The sequence below is a fragment of the Streptomyces sp. PsTaAH-124 genome (assembly GCF_000373685.1).
Classification (GTDB): domain Bacteria; phylum Actinomycetota; class Actinomycetes; order Streptomycetales; family Streptomycetaceae; genus Streptomyces; species Streptomyces andamanensis.
In genome coordinates this window covers 57471-77962 of sequence record NZ_KB892164.1, presented here as the reverse complement: position 1 = coordinate 77962, position 20492 = coordinate 57471, and the positions used below count along the sequence as shown (strand labels likewise).

Here is a 20492-nt window from a genome sequence, read left to right as displayed (position 1 = left end):
GGCCCGAGCCCCGCCCCTCCCTCCCCACCCGAGGACCCCCCATGACGCAACCGTCGCTGCTGCGCCGGATCACCGACTACTCCAGCCGTGCCGACCCCTACCCCCTCTATGCGGAACTGCGCAGGACACCGGTGCTGCACGAGGAGGAGGGCGGTCCGTACGTCGTCAGCTCCTACTACGACATCCTGGGACTGCTGCACGACCCCCGGATCAGCTCGGACGCCGGCAACCTCACCGCCCCGGGCGCCGACGAGCTGTCGGAGCCGGAGGCCACGGGGCTGCCGCCGAGCTTCATCCGGCTCGACCCGCCCGAGCACGACCGGCTGCGCCGGATCGCCAACAGCTCGTTCGGGCCGCCGCACCGGCCGCACCGGATCGACGACATGCGCGGGGAGCTCGGCCGGATCGTCGCCGAACTCCTCGACGAGCTGGGCGACGAGCGGGAGATCGACCTCGTCGACCAGTTCGCCTACCCCTTCCCGGTGACCGTCGTCTGCCGCCTCCTCGGGGTGCCGCGCGAGGACGAACCGCGCTTCCGCGCCTGGGTCGACCCGATCGTCGCCGGTCTGGACCCGGACTCGCGCAACGACCCCGGGGCCCCGGTCCAGCGCGCCGCGCAGGAGGCGCGTGTCCAGCTCGGCATGTACCTGGCCGGTCTGGCGGAGCAGCGCGCCAAGGAGCCCCGCGACGACATGCTGTCCGACCTGATGTCCGGTCATGGCCCGGACGGCGCCATGTCCACGATGGAGGTGCTCAGCACGGCCGTGCTGCTGCTGATCGCGGGCCACGAGACGACGGTCAACCTGATCACCAACGGCATGCTGACGCTGCTGCGGTACCCGGAGCATCTGCGGCGGCTGCGCGAGGACCCCGGGCTGTCGGCCGGCATCGTCGAGGAACTGCTGCGCTACGAGCCGCCGGTCCAGCTGGTGCCCTCGCGCACCTGTATCGCCGACATCGAGCTGCGCGGGGTGACCATCCCCAAGGGTTCGCGGATCTGGCTGGTCCTGGGCGCGGGCAACCGGGACCCGGAGCGCTTCACCGATCCCGACCGGTTCGACCCGGACCGCGGCGACATCCAGCACCTCGGGTTCGGCAGCGGCATCCATGTCTGCTTCGGCGCCCCGCTGGCCCGGCTGGAGACACAGATCGCGCTCACCGCGCTGGCCCGGCGCCTGGACAACCCCCGGCTCGTCGAGGACCCGCCGCCGTACCGGCAGAACGCGGTGCTGCGCGGCCCGCGGCATCTGAACATCGCGATCGACGGCGTACTGCCCTGATCGGTGCCGGGCGATGGACGACGGACTCCCGACGGCGACCGGAATCAACCCGTGTCGACCGGTGTCGGAGGAAACTTCTGGACAACTCGAAAAAATCAGACAAAATAGTCAACGTTGTCATCGCAACGCACCGCGACTCACCGCGATCCCGAGGAGCCGCCCCCGCATGGCGTACGGAGCCCACCACAGCCCCACCCCGCCGCCCCGTCCCGACCTGGGCCCCGCTCGCGACTGCGAGCACTGCCTGGGCTGGGGGACCGTCGTCACCCATGACGGCCGGCACGAACTGTGCGGCACCTGTCAGTCCGTCCCGGACGGCGGCCCGCCCTGCGGCGCGACCGGGCCCCGGCACGCACCGGACTGAGCGGCCGCCGCCTCCTCCGTCCGGGTGATGTCCGTCCCCCGTGAGAGTGGTGGTGCTGCTCCGTCCGAGTGGTGCGTCCCCCCACCCCGTCGTAGCGTCATTGGAAGGTTCTGACGTCGTCGCCGGGAGCGGAACATGGGCGGACACACAGTGCGGACAGCAGTCACACTCGGTGCAGCCGTAGTGCTCAGCGCGGCTCTGGGAACGGTCTCCGCGGCCTCCGCGGCACCGGCAACACCGACAGCGGCCGGACACACATGGCACCGGCAGCCCGTCTTCGTGGACTGCCTGTGGAAGCCGCGGACGCGGCCCGCGGCGTTCATCCTGGCCTGCGGTGACGGCAACAGCCGCCTGTCCTCGCTGCACTGGACGCGGTGGAACGGCCGTTCCGCGGTCGCCCGGGGAGTCAACGTCGTCAACGACTGCAAGCCGTACTGCGCGGCGGGCACCTTCCACTCGTACCCCGTGGTCGTACGGTTCGACCGCGCGGAGCCCTGGAAGAAGCACCCACGGGTCCAGCACTTCACGCAGCTCACCCTCGTCTTCCCCGGCGCGCGGCCGGCCGGGTACGAGCGCACGGTGACCTATCCCCTCTGGAACTGAGCGGAGGGCCCGGGGTCCCCTCCGGAGTGAGCGGGGTTCCGGGACCCGGTCGTCCCCGACCGGCGGTCCGGTGGCGGGCGCGCGCATCAAGCGGGCGCTCCTCCGGCCGCCGGTCGCGTCGCGCCCAGGGCTTTTCTCGCAGGTCCGACACTGTTTCGCCGCGCCCACGGGGGAACCCGGGGTGTCTGCCGAGCAAGGGAGCAGCCGGGATGCACTCGATCACCAAGGGCCTGCTGGCGGGTACCGCGGGCACGCTCGCCCTCGATCTGGTCTCCTACGGCGACATGCTGCTGCGCGGACGCGCGGCCAGCACCGTCCCGGCGCAGGTCGCGGGGCGGCTGGCCGGCCGCGCCGGGGTGCCGCTGGGGCAGGGAGAGGAGCGCGAGAACCGCAGCCAGGCCGCGGGGGCGCTCATGGGGTACGCGACCGGGATCGGCGCGGGCGTGGTCTACGGCCTGCTGCGGCCCCGGCGGCGGCCACTGCCGGTGCTGGTGGCGGGGCCGCTGCTGGGCGCCGCCGTCATGGCGGGCGCCAACGCGCCCGCGACCGCGCTCCGGCTGACCGATCCGGGCTCCTGGGACCTGGCGTCCTGGGTGTCCGACATCGTCCCGCACCTGGTGTACGGCCTGACGACCGCGGCGGCCCACCACGCCATGCGCTGACCGGCGGGGCGAGCAAGGCGGAGAAAGCGGAGGCACAGTGACGCTGCGCATCGGTGCCGAGGAGGAGTTCCACCTCGTCGACGCGGAGACGGGCCGCCTGGTGCCCCGGGCGGGCGCCGTGCTCGAACGGCTGGGCGGGCCCGGGTACGCGCCGGAGCTCCAGCGGTCCGTCGTGGAGAGCAACAGCGGGGTGCACGCCACCCTCGAAGGGCTGTTGGCCGACCTCACCGCGTCCCGGCGGCGGCTGGCCGCCGCGGCATCCGCCCTCGGGCTGACCGCGGTGGCCGCCGGCACCGTCCCGCTGGCCGCCCCGGCCCGGGGCGACGTCACCGCCGACCCGCGCTATCTGCGCATGGCCGACCAGTACCGGCGGCTCGCCGACGAGCAGTTGATCTGTAGTGCGCAGGTGCATGTCGACGTGCCCGACCGGGACACCGCCGTACGTGCCATGTGCCTGGTCGGGCCGTGGCTCGCCCCGCTGCTGGCGCTCTCCGCCAGTTCCCCGTACTGGCTGGGCGCGGACACCGGGTACGCGAGTTGGCGGACGATGCTGTGGCAGCGCTGGCCGACCGCGGGCCCGGCGGGCTGCCACTCCGGCGCCGCCTCCTACGACGCCCTGCTGGCGGACCTCATCCGCTCGGGCGTCATCAGTGACCCCGGGATGGTCTACTACGACGTCCGTCCCTCCGCGCACCAGCGCACGCTGGAGCTGAGGATCTGCGACGCCTGCCCGCGCGTGACGACGGTGGTGCTGGTGGCCGGTCTGTTCCGGGCCCTCGTCCACGACGCCTGCGCCCGGCTCGCCCGGCGCGAGCACCCCGGCTGCGACGGCCGGCACGAGTGGCTGCGGGCCGCCGCCTGGCAGGCGGCGCGCTCGGGTCTCGAAGGGCCGCTCACCGATCCCGTCACCCTGCGCCCCGCCCCCGCCCGCACCGTCCTGCACACCCTGCTGGCCCGGCTCCGGCCGGTGCTGGAGGTCTACGGCGACTGGGACGCCGTACGGGAGCTGCTGGAGCTCGCCCTGGCCGACGGCAGCGCGGCGCGGCGGCTGCGGGGCGTGTACGAACGCCGGGGTCCGGCCGCGGCCGTCGCCGCCCTGGCCGCCGAGACGGCGGCGGGCGCGCCCACGGCCGCCGCGCGGCCGGCGGACGCGGCGGCCGGATCCGGTGCGGCGCGTTCCGCACCGGTCGAGGCGGCCGGCGGTTTCGGCACCGGCCGGGCGGGCAACCCCTTGTCCTGACCGAGCCGTGTGCGGGAGCCGCCATGTGGAAGCGCAGGAAGTGCACGGGGGACGCGAGGGGCACGAGGGGCGGCAGGGGCAGGTGGCGGGCGCGGCACGCCGGGCCCGTCGCACCGGAGCTGTGCGATCTGTGCGGGCTCACCTTCCCCGCGTGCGAGGCGGTGCGGGAACGGGTGCCCGACTCCTCGGCCGTCCATCCCACCGACGACTGGTTCGACGGGCTGCGCCTCGTCACCGCGTGCAGCGAGGCGCACCTGGCCGTCGTCCGTGAACGCTACCGGCACCGGCCCTTCGTGCAGGAGGAGCTGTGGGCCGCGAAGATCGAGCGTGCGCTGAGCGGCGGCACTCCGGTGCTCACCATGGAACGGCTCGGCTGCCGCACCGGCCTGCACGCACCGGAGATCCGGCGCGCCATCGCCTGGCACAACGCGCACCTGCCGCCGGATCCGCCACCCGGAGCCTGACCGTCCGGCCGTCCGCGGAGGGGCAGCGGTTTCGGCCGTACGGTCCCCGGGCACCCGTCGCGCGCCCGTCCGCGAGCACCGGGTGTGTGCCGAGCGAGGAGGCCACAGATGCCGCAGAGGCCACAGACGACCGCGCACCACGCGGACCAGCTGTCCGCGCACCACGCCAACCAGCTCTACGGCCCGCAGCCGGACGTGGCGCGGGCGGCGGGCTATCCGGACGCCCCGCCGCGCGTGGGCTTCTTCACCGACACCTCCGTCTGCATCGGCTGCAAGGCGTGCGAGGTGGCGTGCAAGGAGTGGAACTCGGTCCCCGAGGACGGCCTGGAACTGACCGGCATGTCCTACGACAACACGCGGGGCCTGGGCGCGGACACCTGGCGGCACGTGGCCTTCGTCGAGCAGCAGCGCCCCGCCGGTCACGGTGCCGCCGGGCAGGGCGGCGGCCACGGCGGTTTCGACGCCTTCGAGGCCGCCCGCGCGCTCGACGACCCCGCGCGCTCCCCCGCCGCGCCGCCCGCCCCCGAGGGGCGCACCGAACTGCGCTGGCTCATGTCCTCCGACGTGTGCAAGCACTGCACCCACGCGGCCTGTCTCGACGTGTGCCCCACCGGGGCGCTGTTCCGCACCGAGTTCGGCACGGTCGTGGTCCAGCAGGACGTGTGCAACGGCTGCGGCTACTGCGTTCCCGCCTGCCCGTACGGGGTGATCGACCAGCGCGAGGAGGACGGCCGGGTCTGGAAGTGCACCCTGTGCTACGACCGGCTCGGCGCCGGGATGGAACCGGCGTGCGCCAAGGCGTGCCCCACCGACTCCATCCAGTTCGGCCCGCTGGAGGAGCTGCGCGAGCGGGCCGCCGCCCGGGTGGCGCGGCTGCACACGGCCGGTGTCACCGAGGCCCGGCTCTACGGCGAGGACCCCGAGGACGGGGTCGGCGGCGACGGGGCGTTCTTCCTGCTGCTCGACGAGCCCGAGGTCTACGGTCTGCCGCCCGACCCGGTGGTCACCACCCGGGACCTGACCGCGATGTGGAGGCACGCGGCGACGGCCGCCGCCTCGCTCGCCCTGCTGGGCGCCGCCGCCTTCGCCCGGAGGCCGCGGTGAACGGGCGAGACCGGCCCGAGCGGCGGTCGGACGTCACCGGGGAGGGCGTGGAGGGCGCGCGCCCCGGACGCGACGCGCTCGGGCCCGCCCCTTCCGGGAGAGCGGCGGGCGGACGCCGCGGCGGCGGGCGGCGGCGTGGGCGCGGGGAGCGGTCGATGGTCCCCGAGGCCGCGTTCACCTCGTACTACGGCGAGCCGGTCCTGAAGGCCCCCACGTGGAAGCCGGTCGACATCGCCGGATACCTCTGCCTCGGCGGGCTGGCCGGCGGATCGTCCCTGCTGGCGGCGGGCGGGCACGCCACCGGGCGGCCCGCACTGGCGCGGGTGGCGAAGGCGGGCGCGGCGGGTGCCATCACGCTCTCCCTGGGCGCGCTGGTGCACGACCTCGGCCGGCCCGCCCGGTTCCTCAACATGCTGCGCGTGGTCAAGCCGACCTCGCCGATGAACACCGGTTCCTGGCTGCTGGCCGGGTACGCGCCGCTGGCCCTGGCCGCCGTCGCCGCCGACGTCACCGGCCGCCTGCGGCTCCTCGGCGCGGGCGCCACCGCCGGGGCGGCCGTGCTGGGCCCGGCCGTCGTCACGTACACCGCGGTCCTGCTGTCGGACACGGCGGTGCCGGCCTGGCACGAGGGGTACCGCACGCTGCCGTTCGTCTTCGCGGGTTCCGGGGCGAGTGCGGCGGCCGGTCTCGCCCTGGTCTGCGCGCCCCTCGGGGAGACCGGACCGGCGCGCCGGGCGGCCGTGCTGGGCGCCGCGCTGGAGCTGGGTGCCTTCCGGCTGATGACACGCCGGATGGGGCTGGTGGCGGAGGTCTTCGAGCGGGGCCGGGCGCACCGGCTGCTGCGGGCCGCCGAGCTGCTGACCGCGGGCGGCGCCGTGCTGGCGGCGTACGCGGGCACCGGTGCGGGTGCGCGCGGGCGGCGGGGGCGCGGCCGGTGGCCGGGGTGCGGTCGTGGTCGCGGTGCGGCGGTGGTCGCGGGGGCGGCTCTGCTGACCGGATCGGCCGCGCTGCGCTTCGGGGTGTTCCACGCGGGCGTGGCGTCGGCCGGGGATCCCCGGTACACCGTCGTACCGCAGCGCGAGCGGCTGCGGGCCCGCGCGGGCTGACCCACCGGCGGCACGGCCGTTTTCCCCGGGGGCGCCGGGGGTACTCCGCACCCACCGCGCCACCGCGCGCCGTACCGGGGCCGAGCGCCGTACCGGAGAGGAGGCGTCTGTCATGGGTGTACGCACCTGGATCGACTCCTGGCCGGTCTACCGCCAGCTGACGGGCACCGACCCGCTGGGTCGCGGGGCCGCCGCCAGGAGCGGGCCGAGCGAGCGGCTCACGCCCCGGGTGTCCACCGCGGACGGGGTGGTCAAGTCGATCTGCCCCTACTGCGCCGTGGGCTGCGGCCAGAACGTGTACGTGGAGGACGGGCGGGTCACGCAGATCGAGGGCGACCCCGACTCCCCGATCTCGCGCGGGCGGCTGTGCCCCAAGGGCTCGGCCAGCCTCCAGCTGACCACCGGGGACGCCCGCGAGCACCACGTCCTGTACCGGCGGCCGCACGGCACCGGCTGGGAGCGGCTCGACCTGGACACGGCGATGGACATGATCGCCGACCGGGTGCTCGCGGCCCGGCGGGCGGGCTGGCAGTGGGAGGCCGACGGCGCGCGCACCCGGCGCACGATGGGTATCGCGAGCCTGGGCGGCGCCACGCTGGACAACGAGGAGAACTACCTGATCAAGAAGCTCTTCACCGCGCTGGGCGCGATCCAGATCGAGAACCAGGCGCGTGTTTGACACTCCTCCACCGTTCCCGGTCTGGGAACCTCGTTCGGCCGCGGCGGCGCGACCACCTTCCAGCAGGACCTCCAGAACGCGGACTGCATCGTCATCCAGGGCTCGAACATGGCCGAGTGCCATCCGGTCGGGTTCCAGTGGGTGATGGAGGCCAAGGCCCGGGGCGCGAAGGTGATCCACGTCGATCCGCGCTTCACCCGCACCAGCGCGCTGGCCGATGTGCACGTGCCGCTGCGCGCGGGCTCGGACATCGCCTTCCTCGGCGGGATCATCAACCACGTCCTGAGCACCGGGGCGTACTTCCGCGACTACGTGGCGGCCTACACCAACGGCCCGGTGGTGCTGCGCGAGGACTTCCGGGACACCGAGGACCTGGACGGCGTGTTCTCCGGGCTGGACCCGGACACCCGCAGCTACGACAACAGCACCTGGCAGTACGCGGGCACCGAGACACAGGCGGCCTCGGGGGAACGCGACCTGGAGTACGAGGAGCGCACCGGCGGCGGGGCCTCGGTGAGCGAGGCGGCGCGCGGCGAGTCCCACGGATCGGGCGGCGCCGGGATCGGTGAGGGCGAGCCCGAGCGCGACGAGAGCATGACGCATCCGCGGTGCGTGCTCCAACTGCTCAGGCGGCACTACGCCCGCTACACACCGGAGCTGGTCGAACAGGTCTGCGGGGTGCCGCAGGAGCTGTTCCGCCAGGTGTGCGCGCTGGTCACGGAGAACTCCGGGCGCGAGCGGACCACCGCGTTCGCCTACGCGGTCGGCTGGACCCAGCACACCGTGGGCGTCCAGTACATCCGGGCCGCGTCGGTGCTGCAAAGCCTGCTCGGCAACATCGGGCGGCCGGGCGGCGGCATCCTGGCGCTGCGCGGGCACGCCTCCATCCAGGGCTCCACGGACATCCCCACCCTGTTCAACCTGCTGCCCGGCTACATCCCGATGCCGCACGCCCACCGGCAGGAGGACCTGGACGCCTTCGTGCGCGGCGAGGCGGCCCGCAAGGGCTACTGGGGCAACATGCGCGCGTACCTGGTCAGCCTGCTCAAGGCGTACTGGGGCGAGGCCGCCACCGCCTCCAACGACTACTGCTTCGACTACCTGCCGCGGCTGACCGGCTCGCACTCCACGTACGAGACGGTGATGGCGCAGCTGGAGGGCGCCTGCAAGGGCTACTTCCTGATGGGTGAGAATCCGGCGGTCGGCTCCGCCAACGCCAAGCTCCAGCGTCTGGGCATGGCGAACCTGGACTGGCTGGTCGTGCGCGACTTCTCGCTGATCGAGTCGGCCACCTGGTGGCGGGACGGCCCGGAGATCGAGTCGGGTGAGCTGCGCACCGAGGACATCGGCACCGAGGTGTTCTTCCTGCCGGCCGCCGCGCACACCGAGAAGGACGGCAGTTTCACCAACACGCAGCGGCTGCTCCAGTGGCACCACAAGGCCGTCGACCCGCCCGGCGAGGCGCGCAGCGACCTGTGGTTCACCTACCACCTCGGGCGGCTCGTCCGGGAGAAGCTGGCCGGTTCCCCGGAGCCCATGGACCGGCCGCTGCTCGATCTGGCCTGGGACTACGCCGCGCGGGGCGAGTGGGGCGAGCCGGACGCGGAGGCGGTGCTCGCCGAGATCAACGGCCGGGACGCCGAGGGCCGGCCGCTGTCCTCGTACGAGCAGTTGCGCGACGACGGTTCGACCGCCTGCGGCTGCTGGATCTACTGCGGGGTCCAGGCCGACGGCGTCAACCAGGCGGCCCGCCGCAGGCCGGGCCGGGAGCAGGACTGGGTGGCCGCCGAGTGGGGCTGGGCGTGGCCCGCCAACCGCCGCATCCTCTACAACCGGGCCTCGGCGGACCCCGACGGCAAGCCGTGGAGCGCGCGCAAAGCACTGGTGTGGTGGGACGCGGACCGGCGGGAGTGGACCGGCCACGACGTCGCCGACTTCAAGAAGGACAAGTCCCCCGGTCACCGGCCGCCACCGGACGCGACCGGCCCCGACGCGCTGTCGGGCACCGACCCGTTCATCATGCAGGCCGACGGCAAGGCGTGGCTGTACGTGCCCTCGGGGCTCACCGACGGCCCGCTGCCCACGCACTACGAACCGCAGGACTCGCCCTTCGAGAACCTGCTGTACGGGCAGCAGCGCAATCCGGTGCGGCAGGTGATGCCGTCGGTGCCGGACAACCGCTACCAGCCCAGCGGCGGCGAGCCGGGCACGGAGGTCTTCCCCTACGTGGCCACCACCTACCGGCTCACCGAGCATCACACGGCGGGCGGCATGTCCCGCTGGCAGCCGTATCTGGCGGAACTGCAACCGGAGTTCTTCTGCGAGGTGTCCCCGGAGCTGGCCGCCGAACGCGGGCTCGGACACACCGGCTGGGCGACGATCGTCAGCGCCCGGGGCGTGATCGAGGCACGGGTGCTGGTCACCGACCGGATGGCGCCGCTGCGGGTGCACGGCCGGACCCTGCACCAGGTGGGCCTGCCCTACCACTGGGGTCCCAACGGCTACAGCACCGGTGACGCCGCCAACGAGCTGGTGCACCTGTCCCTGGACCCGAACACCCACATCCAGGAGACGAAGGCGTTCGCCGTGGACATCCGGCCCGGCCGCCGCCCGCGGGGCCCGGCGGCCCCGGCGCTGGTGCGCGCCTACCGGGCGCGGGCGGGCATCGACGACCGGACGGGCACGGAGCTGTGAGCCGCGCCCGGTCCGGGCTGGGTGCCGGTCACGGCTCCGTGCCGGTCCGGGGGCTGCCTTCCGGGAGCTACCTGAGGACGAGCGCGTGCGTGCCGCGCGGTCGCAGTTCACCGATCACCGGGGCGCCGGGGATCTCTCCGGCCACCAGCAGGCCGCCGGAGGTCTGGGCGTCGGCCAGGAGCAGCCGGGTGTCCTCGTCGGCGGTGCCGAAGTCGGTGACCGGGGTCACCCACTCCAGGTTGCGCCGGGTGCCGCCGCTGACGTAGCCGTCCCGCACCGCCTGCCGGGCCCCGTCCAGATACGGCACGGCGGCGGTGTCGAGGACGGCGGTCACATCGGAGGCGCGGGCCAGTTCGTACAGATGGCCGAGGAGTCCGAAGCCCGTCACGTCGGTCGCGCAGGTGGCGCCCGCGGCCAGCGCCGCCTCGGACGCCGCCCGGTTGAGCGCCACCATGGTGGCCACCGCCTGCTCGAACCGCTCTCCGGTGGCCTTGTGCCGGTTGTTCAGCACCCCGAGGCCGAGGGGTTTGGTCAGGGACAGCGGCACTCCGGGGCGGCCGGTGTCGTTGCGCAGCAGCCGGGCCGGATCGGCGAGTCCGGTGACGGCCATGCCGTACTTCGGCTCCGGGTCGTCCACGCTGTGTCCGCCGCCGACGTGGCAGCCCGCCTCGGCGGCGATGTCCAGGCCGCCGCGCAGCACCTCGCGGGCCAGCGCGAAGGGCAGCACCTCGCGCGGCCAGGCGAGGAGGTTCACGGCGAGGACCGGGCGCCCGCCCATCGCGTAGACGTCCGAGAGGGCGTTCGCCGCGGCGATGCGCCCCCAGTCGTAGGGGTCGTCGACGACCGGTGTGAAGAAGTCGGCCGTGCACACCATGGCCATGCCCTGTGTGCCGCCGTCCGCCGCCGCGGGCAGCCGTACGACCGCCGCGTCGTCCCCGGTGGCCGCCCCCACCAGCAGCGGAGCCCTACTGGGCACCGGCGGCGCCGCCGTCAGCGACCCGAGCACCTCCTCCAGTTCGCCCGGCGGGATCTTGCAGGCGCAGCCGCCTCCGTGGGCGAACTGCGTGAGCCGTACGGGCGTTTCGCCGGTCGTCGTCATGCGGGTCCCTTCCGGTAGCCTGAGCGGGCGGTGGAGGCGTGTGGGTGCCTGGTGGCCCTCCCGGTCTTCAAAACCGAGGTGCCCGAGGATCTCGGGCAGGCGGGTTCGATTCCCGTGCGCCTCCGTCCCCGGCTTCCTCTTGTCGTCCCTCCCGCCCCTCTCGCCCCTCCCGTCTCTCTTGTCCCTCCCGCCCCTCTTGTCCCTGCGGGCGGCAGCGGCGGTACCGGTCGTCCAGGCGTTCGGTGTGGCCGCGGGCGTCGAGGAGTTCCAGGAGGGGGACGGCGACCCGGCGCGTGGTGTCCAGGGCCCGGCGGGCCTGGCTGAGGGTGAAGGGCTGCGGCAGCCGACGCAGCACGGCGGCGGCTTCGGTGTCGGCGCCCGGCAGCAGGACCACGCCCTCGGCGAGCCGCAGCAGGGCACCGGAGCGGACGACCGCCGCCAGCTCCTTGCGGTGGAGGCCGAGTTCGGTGAGGCGGTCGGCCTCGGGTGCGCGGAAGGACGCCTTCTCCAGTTGCCCGCGCAGGGCGTCGACGGCGGCTGCCAGCGGCGGGGGCAGCGCCGGGCGGAGGCTGCCCCGGACGTACAACCGGCCTTGTTCGGAGACGAGTCCGCGGTCGCCCGGGGTGCGGACGAGGGCGTCGACCAGGGTCCGGTCGGGCAGGCCGAGGAGGTGGCGGGCCGCCTCGGCGGGCAGGCCCGGTTGCACGGGGTGCTGTCGCGCGTGCCGTTCGACCTCGGCGGTCAGCCGTGCGCGCAGGCCGGTCCAGTGCTCCGGATCGGCCAGCCAGTCGCCGGTGACCGGCGCGGCCGGTGCGGGTACGCCCATCGCCAGCAGCTCGGCGCGGCGCACGAGCCCGCGGCGGCGCAGTTCCGCCGCGCCGTCCGGCTCGCCGGTCGTGCGGGCGAGGTCCGCCGCGCGGGCCCGGCCCGCGCCGCGCCGCTCCAGGCGCGGCGGGCGGACGTCGAGGACGGTCACGGCGCAGGGCGGGCGGGTGCCGCCCGGCTCGCGCAGCACCGCGCGGTCCCCGACGCGCAGCGGCAGTCGCCGGCCCAGCGTCAGCCGCGCGGTGTCCTCGCCCAGCGGGCGCACGGTCACCGGGACGGCCGCCGTGCCGAGGTGCAGCTGGACCTCCCGGGGCAGTTCACCGGCCGGGACGCCGCCGATCCGGACGTCGGCGACCTCGGTGAGCAGCCAGCGGTCCGGGGTCAGCAGCACCTCGCCGCGGCGGAGCGCGCCGTCCGGGGCGCCGTGCACGTTGACCGCCACCCTGGCGACGCCGCTGACGTCCGTGCGCTGTTCCTGGAGGCATTGCAGCCCGCGCACCCGCAGCGCGGTCGTGCCGTCCGAGGCGACCAGGCGGTCCCCGACGCGCAGGGTGCCCGCGCCGAGCGTGCCGGTCACGACGGTGCCGTGGCCGCGCATCGTGAAGGCGCGGTCCAGCCACAGCCGTACGTCGGCGTCGGGCGGCGGCACCGGCAGGGTGCGGGCGAGGCGGTTCAGTTCGGTGCGCAGCGTGTCCAGACCGGCGCCGGTGACCGCGCTCACCGCGACGGACGGCACGGTGCCCAGCGAGGTGGCGGCCAGCCGCCGCAGGGCGTCGGCGCGCACCGGAGCGGGATCGGCGAGGTCGCCGCGGGTCACGGCGAGCACGGCGTGCCGCACGCCGAGCGCGTCGAGGATCGCCAGGTGTTCGGCGGACTGGGCCTGCCAGCCCTGGTCGGCGGCGACCACGAAGAGCACGGCGGGCACCGGGCCGACCCCGGCGAGCATGGTGGCGACGAACTTCTCGTGTCCGGGCACGTCGACGAAGGCCAGGTGCTCGCCGTCCGGCCCGGCGGGCGTCCACACGAAGCCGAGGTCGAGGGTGAGCCCGCGGCGGCGCTCCTCCTCGTGGCGGTCGGGTTCCATCCCGGTCAGGGCCCGCACCAGGGCGGACTTGCCGTGGTCGACGTGCCCGGCGGTGGCCAGGACCCGCATGACGCCCCGCCTACCCTTCCGCGGCCCGGCATGCGGTCCGGGCCCGGCGTACGGCCTCGGCCAGCGGTTCGTCGTCCTCGGGCGGCACCGCCCGCAGGTCCAGCAGGCAGCGCCCGGCCTCGACGCGTCCCACGACGGGCCGCGGACCGGCGCGCAGCGCGGCGCCGTACGGCTCCGGCAGGGACAGGGCCGCACTGGGCAGCTCCACTCCGGGAGCGCCGCCGCCACCGACCGCGGCCGCGCAGGCGACGGCCCGTACGTCGACGCCGGTGCCGCGCAGCGCGTCGGCGAGCTGTTCGGCGCGGCGCGTCAGTTCGCCCGCGTCGGCGGTGAGGGCCGTCTCGGTCGGGGTGGCGGGGCCCGTCAGGGTCGCCTCCAGCGCGGCCAGGGTCAGTTTGTCGACCCGCAGGGCGCGGGCCAGGGGATGGCGGGCGAGGGTGCCGACGAGGCCGACGTCGCCGAGGAGGAGGCCGCACTGCGGTCCGCCGAGGAGTTTGTCGCCGCTCGCGGTGACCAGCGCCGCTCCGGCCTGCAGCTCGGTCGCGGCATCGGGTTCCCCGGGCAGCAGCGGGTGCGGGGCGAGCAGTCCGGAGCCGATGTCCACGACGACGGGGACGCCCAGCGCCGCCAGCTCCCGGGTCCGCGCGGCGCGGGTGAAGCCGGTGACGCGGAAGTTGGACGGGTGGACCTTCAGGACGCAGCCCGTGCCGGGGCCGACGGCGGCGGCGTAGTCGGCCACGTCCGTGCGGTTGGTGGTGCCGACCTCGCGCAGCCGGGCGCCGGTGGAGACCAGCAGGTCGGGCAGGCGGAAGCCGTCGCCGATCTCCACCATCTCGCCGCGGCTGATGACGATCTCCCGGCCCGCGGCGAGCGCGGTGGCGGCGAGGACGAGGGCGGCGGCGCCGTTGTTGACGACGTGCGCCGCGGCGGCGTCCGGCACCCGGGCGCGCAGCGCGGCCAGCGCGGAGCGGCCGCGGCGGGCCCGGGTGCCGGTGGCCAGGTCGAGTTCGACGTCGGTGGGTCCGGCGGCGTCCCGCACCGCCCGCCGGGCCGCCTCGGACAGGGGCGCCCGGCCGAGGTTGGTGTGCAGCAGGACGCCGGTGGCGTTGATCACCGGGCGCAGTCCCCCGGCGGTGGGCGGCAGCAGCGCGACCGCCGCGTCCGTTACGTCCTCGGGAGCCAGGGTGCCGTGCCGTACCCGGTCCTGGGCCTGCCGGACGGCGGCCTTCACGGGGTCCGGTCCGAGCCGCTGTGCGGCCCGGACCAGGCGGGGATCGCGCAGTACGGCGTCGGTGCGGGGCACGTGCCGCCGTACGTCGCCGTCACCGGGGCCGAAGCCGGAGCCGGGGCCCGTGGCCGCTGCCTCCCCCGGGCCGGACCGGTCCGAGGTGCCGAGCCGTTCGGGCTGTTCGGAGGGGCTGGGCCGTTCGGGTCGTTCGGAGGAGCTGGGCCGTTCGGGTCGGCCGGGTCCTTCTTGGCCGCGCCGGTTGCGCCGTCCCGCGACCCGCTGGTCCACGCCGTCCCTCCGTTCCGGGCCGCGCCCGTTCTCCGGCCGTCCGAGCGGCCCATCGTCCCTCAACGGCCGCGGTCCTCCGCACGACACGCCGGAACCCGGCGGCGGCGGAGGACACGCGCGGACGCGGTGGCGGGAGCGTCAGGTGCTGAGCAGGCGGTTGAAGAACGACCGGTAGTGGCGCAGCGCCTTGCGCAGGTCCTCCGTGTCGACCCGTTCGCCCTGGCTCCACTGGCTCTCCAGCTCCTGCTTGTGCCGGGAGAAGGTCGCGGCCAGGGTCTGCATGACGTCGGCCACCAGGGCGTCGGCGGTGTGCACGGCCTCCCTCGGGTCGTCCACGAACTGGCTCTGGATCTCGTGCCAGCGCTCACGGAAGCCCTGCTCGTCCTCCGGGGTGAGCAGCCTGGGGGCCGCTTCGCCCTCGTCGGCGGCCGTGCCGGTGCTCCCGGCGGCCGCGTCGGTGCGGCCGGTGTCCGGCGCGGCGGGCCGCGATTCCGGCCGTTCCCGGGCGGCGGACGGGTCGGCCGCGCCCTCCGTGCCGGGTGCCGTACCGGCGGTGTCCCGGGCACCACCGGACATCCGGTCGCGGTCCGGTGTCTGCTCCCTGCGCACTGCGCCGGTGCTCTCACCGGGGTAGACGGGGGCCCTGCGGGCACCGGTCCGCTGCTCCTCCGTCTCCGGCGCGGGGGCACCGGAGGGCTGTGCCAGGTCCTCGGTGGACAGGCCGCCGCTGAAGCGGCGCGGTTGGTCCTTGTCTGCGTGCATGGTGTTCCTCCCTGCCCGGCCGGTGCCGCGGGGGCGCCGGCCGGTGTGGCAGGCCGGGTGTCAGGACCGGGCGGGCTGCGCCCGGCCCCCGTCGGAGAGCAGTTCGTCGAAGAGGGCGCGGTAGTGCACCATGGCCCCCCGCAGCTGCTCGGTGGTGGCCTTGCTCCTGGTGCTGAGCGTCTCGACCTCGTGGGCGGCCCGGTAGTGCTCCAGCGTGCTGCCGTGCTCCACGGAGAGGTCGGCCGCCTGCTGTTCGAACCCCTCGGTCGGATAGCCCCGCTCGTGCATCAGCGAGGTGACGAGCCGGTCCGCGTCGTGCACCGCCTCCGCGGGCCGGTCGACGAACTCCTCCTGGACGCCGCTCCACTCACGCGTGTAGCGCTCCCGCGAGACGGCGGGCAGCGGCTTGATGTCCAGCGAGTCGTGCCGCCGTTCGCGTTCCTTGAGTTCGCGCTCACCGGCTCTGCGGCTCTCGGCGCCGCCGACGGTCCGTTCGTACTCGGGCCCGAAGCGCTGGCGCAGACGGCGACGCCTGGTCAGCAGGGAGGCCGCCACGGCGACGAGTGCCAGTACGACGACGACCGGGATGATGATGGCGAGAAGTGTTCCCGTGGACATGTGATGCACCCCCTTGGGCACTGTTCCGCGTGCCCGTCCTCGGGTATGTCATGCGCGGATCCCCCTTCCGGCTCGCGTTCCCGCTCGCGCTCGGCGGCCTTCCCGCTCGCGCTCGGCGGCGGGATCCCGCACGGGCGGCACGCGGGTTGCGCACGGGTTCCGCGCTCAAGATGCCGACCCGCGAACGGGCGACTAGCGTCTACCAGTGAGAGCCGCAACCGGGGGCACGCCCCGTCCGGCCAGGTCTCCGCAGAGGGGCCCGTCGCCGCGGTACCGGCCCGTGAGAGTTCACGCGGACGGCACGGCGGTGCCGGAGACCGGGACGTGCTTCTCACTCCAGCGGCGACGCCTACGACCGCGCCGCACATTCTCTGTACAGGGCGCGGCCATCAATCCTGTGCGGTCGATCCATTGCACGGGACGATGGAAGGAAAGGTATTACTCATGCGAGCACAGCGCGTCAAGCGCCTCTTCGCCGTGTCCGCGGCCGGCATCGTGATGGCCGGCGGCGCCGCGATCGGCGCGGCCGGGACCGCTTCGGCCCATGACTCCGGCTACGACTCCCACCACAACTCCGGTTACAGCAGGGACTGCTCCGACCGGGGTGGCTGGTGGAACGACTGCAACGGCTACGGCGACCACCGCGGCGACCGTGGTGACCACGGCGACCACCGCGGCGACTACGGTGACCACGGACGTGGCGGCGACCACGGACGCGGTGACCACGGTGGCGACCACGGCGGACGTGGCGGCGACCACGGCGGTGACCACGGCGGCGGCCGCGGTGGTGGCGGTCATGGTGGCGGCGGCCACGGCGGTGGCGGCGGTCACGGCGGTGGCGGCGGTCACGGACGCTGACCCCGGCACATCACAACCGATCACGGCGTGCGGCCCGGTCATCCGGACCGCACGCCGTGCGGTGTCGTCCAGGACGAGGTCCTGCTAGCTGGGTGCCATGGCGCTGTTGCCGTGCTCTCGGCGCACCGCGACCTCGAGGTGCCGGGCTCGCCAGGTGCTCAGCAGCCAGGCGGACGGCAACTGGAGGGTGAGCAGAGCGAGACCTGCTGTGGCAAAGGCGTCGTCGGCCGGCGCGGCGGCTTCGTCCCGCCAGGCGGAGAGACCTGCCCAGAGCAGAAGGATCAGCAGGTAGGCACATCCGTCGACCAGCGGCGTGCGCCACTGCGGTACGGCGGAAGTGAAACGGCGCGTCAGGGTCAGGGTGAGCGTGGCGGCGGCCAGGAATACATAGGACAGGGAGTTCGCCGGCCACTGCGATACCCAGGACCCGAGACTGCCTGCCGCCGCTGACCAGGCGAGATCGACCACGGCTCCGATCGTCCAGGAGCCGATGACAACGGTCAGCGCATAGGTGAGGGCGCTGCGCCAGGTGACGGTCATGCCACGCTCTTCCGTTCGTAGGCCCAGGGAGCACCCTGCGCGGTGATCCGCTTCCAGGGTCAGTGTCCTCCTTTCCCCGGGGCAGGCCGAATCCGGTCCCTACTTGTAGTGGCCGTAGTAGCCGGTCAGATTCGCCAGCTCGCATCCGGCCGGCCCTGACCCGGACAGGCACCAGGGGCTGGCGGCCTTGGCCTTGTACACGTCGGTCACCCGGCCGCCGTTGTAGATGTAGATGTAGTGGCTGGGCATCCGCCGGTGGTTACCGGAACGGATCTCCCAGTTGCCGTTCGAGCGGATCTTGAACTGTAGGGCTCCGTCGATCGCGTTGGGCAGCTTCTTGCTACAGAACGGGTTGGTGGCGTGCGTCACCATGCGGATGTCCACATAGCCCGATCCGCTGCCGAGCTTGCGGACCTGCATCTTGCTGCCGGACGCGGTCCGCTTGGCCACGAGCTTGCCGGTCTTCTTGTTGTACACGTGCGTGGCGCCGATGCTCGTGTATCCGTCGACCTTCCTGCTCTTCCAGGTGATCACGGCGTTGGCGGTGGTGCGATAGCTGGAACTGCGCCAGTCGAAGCCGTGGTTGTCGCCGCCGAAGGTATAGCCCTTGCCGTAGGTGCAGACCGCCTTTCCGGCGGCCAGCGGGGCGTCCAGGCGCTTCTGCGCGATGAACGTCGTCCACGTCAAGGTCGTGGTGCTCGCCGCTGCGGCGGCGCTGGCGCGGGCCGTGGCGGACGTGCGCATCGCCGCGAGGTCCGACTGCCCCTTTTCGGATGCGGGGACGCTCACGCTCAGTCCGAAGGTGCGGGCCTGCGCGGCGTCACCGATCAGCTGCGGAACGATCCGGTACTGATACACCGCGCCCGGCCGCACCGTGGTGTCACGGAAGCTGGTCGATCCCGCCGGGAGCTCCGCGAGGACGATGTCACCGCGGAGCACCGTGTAGCGGGCCTCGCGCGCATACGCCTTCCAGGCGAGGTCCACGAAACGGGGGTTCGCGGCGCTGATGGCCCCCTCGGATGTCATGGAGCTGTCCACCACAGCGGTCTGTCCGGACGGTGCGGTCCGTACGCTGAAGTCCTGCCGGTTCGCGACGAGAGAGGCCGTGCCGGTCACGTCACGGTAGGTGGCCGCGTCCAGACCGAAAGCAGCCTTCGGGACCGCGGGGTGCGCGGCGGGAACCGCGGAGGCAGTGGTGACTGTCGGGCCGAGCACCACGAGCGGCACGATCGACACGGCCGCCAGTCGACGTATGGGCAGGTGGTTTCGGCATGAAGGCGCAGAGATGCGCATGGATCCCCCAGTTCGGTGCGCGTATCGGTCGGTCGAGATCGTAGCCAAAGTCCGCACACGCGTGCGATTCAATTACAGCGATCGCCTGGAAGCAGCTCCGGCGAACCAGACCGGCGGATCCCGACGAAAGGTACTTCCGGCTGGTTCAGTCCCCCCGTACGGCTTGCTGCCCAGGGTTGTACGACATGTCGTCCAACGTGGGCGCCCGTACGATGCCGGCGGATCAGGAGGTCGGAGCGACGAGCATGCGCTCGGTTCCCAGTCGTGTGGCGCCGGTGTCGGTGTACATGGTGGTCTCCCCGTCGGACCAGCGCACCATGAGGTCCCATTTCTGGTTGCCGGAGAACTCGCCGCTGGTCAGGACGGCCAAGCCGCGCGGGTGCGGGGGGACGTCGGCGGTCAGCAGTCCGGCCGGGTACTAGGCCCGGCGCCGCAGCGCCTGGAGGACCGCCCAGACCACCGAGACGAAGGGGACCGCGACGATCGCGCCGATCACCCCGGCGACGATGCTGCCCGCGATCACGGAGACCGCGACGACCAGCGGGTGCAGCCGGACCGCCCAGCTCATCACCAGCGGATGCAGGACATGGCCCTCCAGTTGGCCGATGACGACGATGAGCACGATCACGGCCAGCGCGGTGAGCGGGCCGCGTCCGGCGAGGGCGACCACGGTGGCCACCGCGAGCGCGATCGGTGAGCCGACCAGCGGGATGAAGGCCGCGAAGAACTCCAGCAGGGCCAGCGGCAGCGCGAGGGGCACCCGCAGCACGAACAGGGCGACACCCACGAGGACGGCGTTGGTGGCGGCCACGATGATGATGCCGCGGGTGTACCCGGCGAAGGCCCGCCAGGCCGCCTGCCCGGCCCGTTCCCAGACCGGCCGGGCGCCGACGGGCAACTGATCGCGCGCCCAGCGCCACAGGTGTTCCCCGGAGTGGATGAAGAAGACCGAGGTGAACAGGGCGAGCACGCCCGCCGTGACCAGTTCGACGAGCCGCCCCAGACCGCTCACCGCGCTGTCGAAGAGGCTCGCGCGGTGGGCGGAGAGATAGGACAGGAACTGGTTCTGGAGCGCGGAGAGCCGGCCCGGACCGATCCGGAACGGCGAGCGCTGGAGCCACTGTTCGATCCGGTGGATGCCGCCGGTCAGCTCGTTCGTCAGCCGGCCCCACTCCCCCGCCACCGCCCCGGCCACGAAGGCGAGCAGCGCGCAGAGCACCAGCAGGGAGAGCACCAGTACGACGGCGACGCACAGCGGACGGGGCAGCACCCGGTTCAGCTGGTCGGCGGCCGGACGCAGGACCGACGTGACGACCAGCGCGACGAACACGGCCACCGCGATGAGCTGGAAGCGGCCCAGCACGGTGAAGACGCCGTAGACGGCGGCGCCGACCAGGATGAGGCGCCAGGCGTAGGCGGCGGCGACGCGCAGCCAGGGGACGGTGCGCTCGGCGCGCGGGTGCTCGGCGGGCGGGGCGGTCCGCTCGGGGCGTGGTCGCGGCGGGAGCCTCGTGGAGTGCGCCGGTCTGCTGCCCAGGACCATGTCGCCCGGCCGGCGCCCGCGGCCCCGCCCGGCCGCCGCACCGCCCGCATCCGCCACCACGCCTCCCGCTGCCGACGTACGGTCAGGTC

At 74.0% G+C, this 20492-nt stretch carries 18 protein-coding genes, 1 tRNA gene and 1 pseudogene; 11 read left to right on the top strand and 9 right to left on the bottom strand.

The genetic code is table 11. The features are described from left to right. The first annotated feature begins 41 nt into the window (after positions 1-41). The 9 genes from B086_RS0111215 to fdh all read left to right on the top strand — a co-directional run bounded on the left by B086_RS0111215 (position 42) and on the right by fdh (position 10196). Entirely contained in the window at positions 42-1280 is a 1239-nt protein-coding gene (locus B086_RS0111215; RefSeq protein ID WP_018566501.1) for a cytochrome P450, read from the top strand. 166 nt (positions 1281-1446) lie between these two features. Further along, on the top strand, positions 1447-1644 hold the full coding sequence (locus B086_RS0111210) for a hypothetical protein (protein WP_018566500.1): 198 nt from the start codon (positions 1447-1449) through the stop codon (positions 1642-1644). Positions 1645-1923: 279 nt separating this feature from the next. After that, positions 1924-2247: a hypothetical protein gene (locus B086_RS0111205; protein WP_018566499.1), complete on the top strand. Its 324-nt coding sequence runs from the start codon at positions 1924-1926 to the stop codon at positions 2245-2247. Between the two features lie 209 nt (positions 2248-2456). After that, complete coding sequence (locus B086_RS0111200; RefSeq protein ID WP_018566498.1) at positions 2457-2909, top strand: hypothetical protein; 453 nt, start codon at positions 2457-2459, stop codon at positions 2907-2909. Positions 2910-2946: 37 nt separating this feature from the next. Next, positions 2947-4149: a carboxylate-amine ligase gene (locus tag B086_RS0111195; protein WP_018566497.1), complete on the top strand. Its 1203-nt coding sequence runs from the start codon at positions 2947-2949 to the stop codon at positions 4147-4149. Positions 4150-4172: 23 nt separating this feature from the next. After that, the gene (locus B086_RS0111190; protein WP_018566496.1) at positions 4173-4613 is read left to right on the top strand and encodes a hypothetical protein; all 441 of its coding nucleotides are present in this window, start codon (positions 4173-4175) and stop codon (positions 4611-4613) included. 108 nt (positions 4614-4721) lie between these two features. Continuing rightward, positions 4722-5717, top strand: coding sequence for a 4Fe-4S dicluster domain-containing protein (locus B086_RS0111185; protein WP_018566495.1), 996 nt, complete (start codon positions 4722-4724; stop codon positions 5715-5717). A gap of 155 nt (positions 5718-5872) precedes the next feature. After that, positions 5873-6823, top strand: a complete 951-nt coding sequence (gene nrfD / locus B086_RS0111180) for an NrfD/PsrC family molybdoenzyme membrane anchor subunit (protein WP_018566494.1) — start codon at positions 5873-5875, stop codon at positions 6821-6823. Between the two features lie 112 nt (positions 6824-6935). After that, positions 6936-10196 (top strand): formate dehydrogenase, encoded by a 3261-nt coding sequence (fdh, locus tag B086_RS0111170; protein ID WP_199790739.1) that lies wholly within the window; start codon positions 6936-6938, stop codon positions 10194-10196. A gap of 67 nt (positions 10197-10263) precedes the next feature. Here fdh and selD read toward each other — a convergent pair whose 3' ends face one another. After that, the gene (selD, locus tag B086_RS0111165; RefSeq protein ID WP_018566491.1) at positions 10264-11295 is read right to left on the bottom strand and encodes a selenide, water dikinase SelD; all 1032 of its coding nucleotides are present in this window, start codon (positions 11293-11295) and stop codon (positions 10264-10266) included. Positions 11296-11327: 32 nt separating this feature from the next. Between selD and B086_RS44560 the strand changes: the two genes are divergently transcribed. After that, positions 11328-11420, top strand: a tRNA-Sec gene (locus B086_RS44560). A 77-nt stretch (positions 11421-11497) separates the two neighbouring features. Here the strand turns inward: B086_RS44560 and B086_RS39750 are convergent. The 4 genes and pseudogenes from B086_RS39750 to B086_RS0111145 all read right to left on the bottom strand — a co-directional run. Continuing rightward, positions 11498-13273 (bottom strand): annotated as a pseudogene (locus B086_RS39750) (SelB C-terminal domain-containing protein); the annotation flags it as partial. A gap of 10 nt (positions 13274-13283) precedes the next feature. Beyond that, entirely contained in the window at positions 13284-14576 is a 1293-nt protein-coding gene (gene selA / locus B086_RS0111155; RefSeq protein ID WP_051115815.1) for an L-seryl-tRNA(Sec) selenium transferase, read from the bottom strand. Positions 14577-14927: 351 nt separating this feature from the next. After that, entirely contained in the window at positions 14928-15551 is a 624-nt protein-coding gene (locus B086_RS0111150) for a hypothetical protein (RefSeq protein WP_018566488.1), read from the bottom strand. Positions 15552-15611: 60 nt separating this feature from the next. Beyond that, on the bottom strand, positions 15612-16169 hold the full coding sequence (locus tag B086_RS0111145) for a hypothetical protein (RefSeq protein WP_018566487.1): 558 nt from the start codon (positions 16167-16169) through the stop codon (positions 15612-15614). A 444-nt stretch (positions 16170-16613) separates the two neighbouring features. Between B086_RS0111145 and B086_RS44955 the strand changes: the two genes are divergently transcribed. Then, positions 16614-17027, top strand: coding sequence for a hypothetical protein (locus B086_RS44955; protein WP_018566486.1), 414 nt, complete (start codon positions 16614-16616; stop codon positions 17025-17027). An 84-nt stretch (positions 17028-17111) separates the two neighbouring features. Here B086_RS44955 and B086_RS0111135 read toward each other — a convergent pair whose 3' ends face one another. The 4 genes from B086_RS0111135 to B086_RS0111120 all read right to left on the bottom strand — a co-directional run bounded on the left by B086_RS0111135 (position 17112) and on the right by B086_RS0111120 (position 20460). Continuing rightward, a complete protein-coding gene (locus tag B086_RS0111135) occupies positions 17112-17567 on the bottom strand; it encodes a hypothetical protein (RefSeq protein ID WP_018566485.1) in 456 nt (151 codons plus the stop codon). Between the two features lie 99 nt (positions 17568-17666). Next, the gene (locus B086_RS0111130; RefSeq protein ID WP_018566484.1) at positions 17667-18803 is read right to left on the bottom strand and encodes a hypothetical protein; all 1137 of its coding nucleotides are present in this window, start codon (positions 18801-18803) and stop codon (positions 17667-17669) included. Between the two features lie 280 nt (positions 18804-19083). After that, complete coding sequence (locus B086_RS44555) at positions 19084-19230, bottom strand: hypothetical protein (RefSeq protein ID WP_018566483.1); 147 nt, start codon at positions 19228-19230, stop codon at positions 19084-19086. A 48-nt stretch (positions 19231-19278) separates the two neighbouring features. Further along, the gene (locus B086_RS0111120; protein WP_018566482.1) at positions 19279-20460 is read right to left on the bottom strand and encodes an AI-2E family transporter; all 1182 of its coding nucleotides are present in this window, start codon (positions 20458-20460) and stop codon (positions 19279-19281) included. Positions 20461-20492 lie beyond the last annotated feature (32 nt).